The sequence below is a fragment of the Pseudidiomarina sp. genome (assembly GCF_033722695.1).
GTDB lineage: Bacteria > Pseudomonadota > Gammaproteobacteria > Enterobacterales > Alteromonadaceae > Pseudidiomarina.
Genome location: NZ_JAWVYM010000062.1, coordinates 1 through 3397, shown reverse-complemented (window position 1 = coordinate 3397; position 3397 = coordinate 1). Strand labels below are relative to the sequence as shown.

Sequence of the window (3397 nt, the reverse complement as noted above, 5' to 3'; positions counted from 1 at the left end):
GGCAGAGCAGCTTGAAGCCGAATACCACCTGCCCTGCCGGCCGTGTTTACTCGGCCATATTCAGCGCGGTGGTCCGCCTGCGCCGGCTGACCGTATCTTAGCGTCAGAGCTGGGCGTGCATGCGGTGGAACTGGCGCTTGAGGGCCAGACCCGGGTAATGGCAGGCATTAAGAATCATGTGCCGGTGGCCGTGCCGCTGGCTGATACCTGGCAGAAGAAAAACCCGCTAAATAAAAATCAGTTGCGGATTCAGCACGAAATATTTAATCCAGTGAAAAAGAATGGCAATGGCCAGTGATAAAGTGGCAATTTCGTCCATTTACGACGATAATATGCGCCCTGAATTATTGCCTTATTTTTAATCGGAGGTGAGTTGCATTGAGCGAATATCAACCTGAACAAATTACCAGCCTTTCGGTAACCACAGATACGCCCGTCCGCGAATTTTTCGGCGCCCGCACAGACCACGCAGTATTCAAAAACAGTACCCATATGATCGGGTTTGGTTTTGACGGTACGGCGTGTTTTCGTAAAGGGACCCGCAACGGACCAGACGCGCTGCGCGCAGTCTCTGAAGATATCGAATCGTATTCGCCTTATCTGGATGCGGATCTGCACGACCATACCTTTTTTGATTTAGGTAACTTGTCGTGCGGCGACGGTGATGATGTTGAAGCTCAGTGGCAACATGCTTCCGATCAGTTCGACGGTATTTTCGGCGATGTCGGTATTGCCAAAAACCACGTGCGGGTGCTGACCCTCGGCGGTGAACATTCTATTTCCTACGCCGCGGTTCGTAACTATCTGGCCGAATACCCTGACCTGGTGCTGCTGCACCTTGATGCCCATGCCGACTTACGGGATGGCTTTATGGGATATCGTCACTCACACGCATCTATTATCCGCCGTTGCCTGGACCATTTCGGCGACGGTCACCAGCTTATCCAGTACGGTATTCGCTCAGGCACCCGCGAAGAGTATCAGTTCATGAAAGAGCAAGGTACGCTGCGCACCTCACGCCAGGCTTTTCTGGAAAGTGTAGCGGCCATACCCGACGACCGGCCGGTTTATATGACGCTGGACCTGGATTACTTTGACCCGGCTTATATGCCTGGTACCGGCACGCCCGAACCAGGTGGTGAAGATTTCCATTCATACATTAGCCTGATGAAATTATTGCGCCAGAAGAATCTGGTTGGCGCCGATGTCGTTGAGCTGTCTCCGGAGATTGACCCGACCGGTAACTCCGACGTGTTTGCCGCTAAAGTAGTGCGCGAACTGCTGATTATTCTCAACGAAAAAGGAGCTCGTTAATGGCTGACAACTGGAGCATCGACGACGCTGAAGAACTTTATGGTGTGCGCCGCTGGGGCGCGGGCTACTTTTCAATTGGTGATAACGGCAGTATCAAGATTACGCCAAATCACCGTCTGCCTGATGTCACCATTGATATGAAAGAAGTCATTGACGAAATCATTGCCGAAGGCATTCAATTGCCAGCGGTTATCCGGTTTCATGACATTTTGCGCTCGCAGGTTGAGATTCTGAACGAAACCTTCGCGAAAACCATTGAAGACGCCGACTATAACGGTAAGTACGTTGGCGTATTTCCGATCAAAGTTAATCAGATGCGGGAAGTGGTCGAAGAGATTATTGATGCCGGTGAACCCTACAACTATGGCCTGGAAGCCGGTTCCAAGCCCGAGCTGATGGCCGTTCTGGCATATAATGAGAATCCCGAGGCATTGACGATTCTGAACGGCTATAAAGACGAAGACTATCTGACCCTGGCCCTGATGGGACGTCAGCTCGGCCGTAAGATGATCATCGTTATCGAAAAATTCAGCGAACTGGAAATGCTGATCCCGCTGGCGAAAAAACTGGGCGTTGAGCCGATGATCGGGCTGCGCAGCAAAATGATGGTGCGCAGTTCAGGTAAATGGGCCGGCTCCAGTGGCGATCGTGCGAAATTTGGCCTCAGCATTACTGAAATCCTGAATATTGTCGAACTGCTGAAAAACGAAGACATGCTGCACTGCGCGAAACTGTTGCACTTCCATATCGGCAGCCAGCTATCTGATATCCGTAAAATCAAAGAAGCGGTGTCTGAAGGTGCTCGCCTGTACGCCAAACTGATTCAAATGGGCGTACCCCTCGAGTATCTCGACATCGGTGGCGGTTTAGGTATCGATTATGACGGCACCAGCTCGACCACAGACTCATCACGCAACTACTCGACTGACGAGTATGTCGCCGATGTGGTTTATGGCGTCCGGCAGATTTGCGAACTTGAGAAAGTCCCCCACCCTAACCTCGTCAGCGAAAGTGGCCGCGCAATTACCGCGCATCACAGCTGCGTGGTTACCAACATTGTCGGCGAAATCAAAAACACCGGCGCCCAGTTTGACGTTAATCCCGCCCAGGGCGAGCACATTCTGGTAAGTAACATGCGCGAGCTGATTTCCGCAGCCGACATGCACCCCCAGGAGCGCTATAACGACGCGGCATCGTTCAAGCAAAGCACTTATGAAGCCTTTAAGCTGGGAATTCTGTCGCTGGACGAAATGGCGAAAATCGACACCATGTACTGGCAGATCCTGTCTGAGATCCATGATTCACTGGATCGCGAGACCTTCGTCTTCCAGGAACTCGAAGAACTCGAAGACATGCTCGCCAGCCAGTACCTGTGTAACTTCTCGATTTTCCAGTCGGCTGCGGATACCTGGGCCATCGGCCAGGTATTACCGATTGTGCCCATCACCCGCCTGGACGAAAAGCCGGAAGTGCGCTGCTCCATTGTTGATATCACCTGTGACAGCGACGGTAAGCTGAGCAAATACATCGAAGGCACTGAAATCAGCGATAACATCCCGATGCACGCGTTACGCAAAGGCGAACCCTACCATGTGGGTATGTTCCTGACCGGCGCCTACCAGGACGTTATGGGCGATATGCACAATCTCTTCGGACGGCTGACCGAAGTGCACATCTACTGCCATGATGACGAAGACGGTGACTTTTACATCGAAGAAGTGGTTCCGGGCACCTCAGCCGAAAAAGTACTCGAAACCATGCAGTACAACACCGATTATATGGCCAAAACCGTTAAGAAATGGCTGGACCGTGAAGTTCGTAAAGGCAAGATAGCCCCGCGTGAAGGCGTGCGCTGGACCGACTATTACGAGAAATGCCTGGCCGGAAGCACCTACTTGAAGGTGTAAAAACAGCCAAGCTGCGTATTTACTGAGCAAACGGTCAAAAACCCCTGAAAAAGCGGTTGACTATGACCCGAAAAACTCGTTTAATACGCCCCACGCCCAGATAGCTCAGTCGGTAGAGCAGGGGATTGAAAATCCCCGTGTCGGTGGTTCGATTCCGCCTCTGGGCACCATTATTC

At 52.0% G+C, this 3397-nt stretch carries 3 protein-coding genes and 1 tRNA gene; all 4 read left to right on the top strand.

Features of this window, described 5'->3' with window-relative positions:
- The coding region (locus tag R3196_RS10870; protein WP_318936785.1) for a 6-phosphofructokinase at positions 1-298 on the top strand (298 nt) is incomplete at its 5' end.
- 80 nt (positions 299-378) lie between these two features.
- Positions 379-1314, top strand: a complete 936-nt coding sequence (speB, locus tag R3196_RS10865; protein ID WP_318936784.1) for an agmatinase — start codon at positions 379-381, stop codon at positions 1312-1314.
- Positions 1314-3221 carry a biosynthetic arginine decarboxylase gene (gene speA / locus R3196_RS10860; protein WP_318936783.1) on the top strand — a complete coding sequence of 636 codons (1908 nt, stop codon included), beginning with the start codon at positions 1314-1316 and terminating at the stop codon, positions 3219-3221. Before speB ends, speA begins: the two co-directional genes overlap by 1 nt.
- A 94-nt stretch (positions 3222-3315) precedes the next feature.
- A tRNA-Phe gene (locus tag R3196_RS10855) sits at positions 3316-3391 on the top strand.
- Positions 3392-3397: the final 6 nt, after the last annotated feature.

Bases quoted from the DNA above. Each gene is read 5' to 3' on its own strand.
- speA (WP_318936783.1), top strand. From the start codon at position 1,314: ATGGCTGACAACTGGAGCATCGACGACGCTGAAGAACTTTATGGTGTG.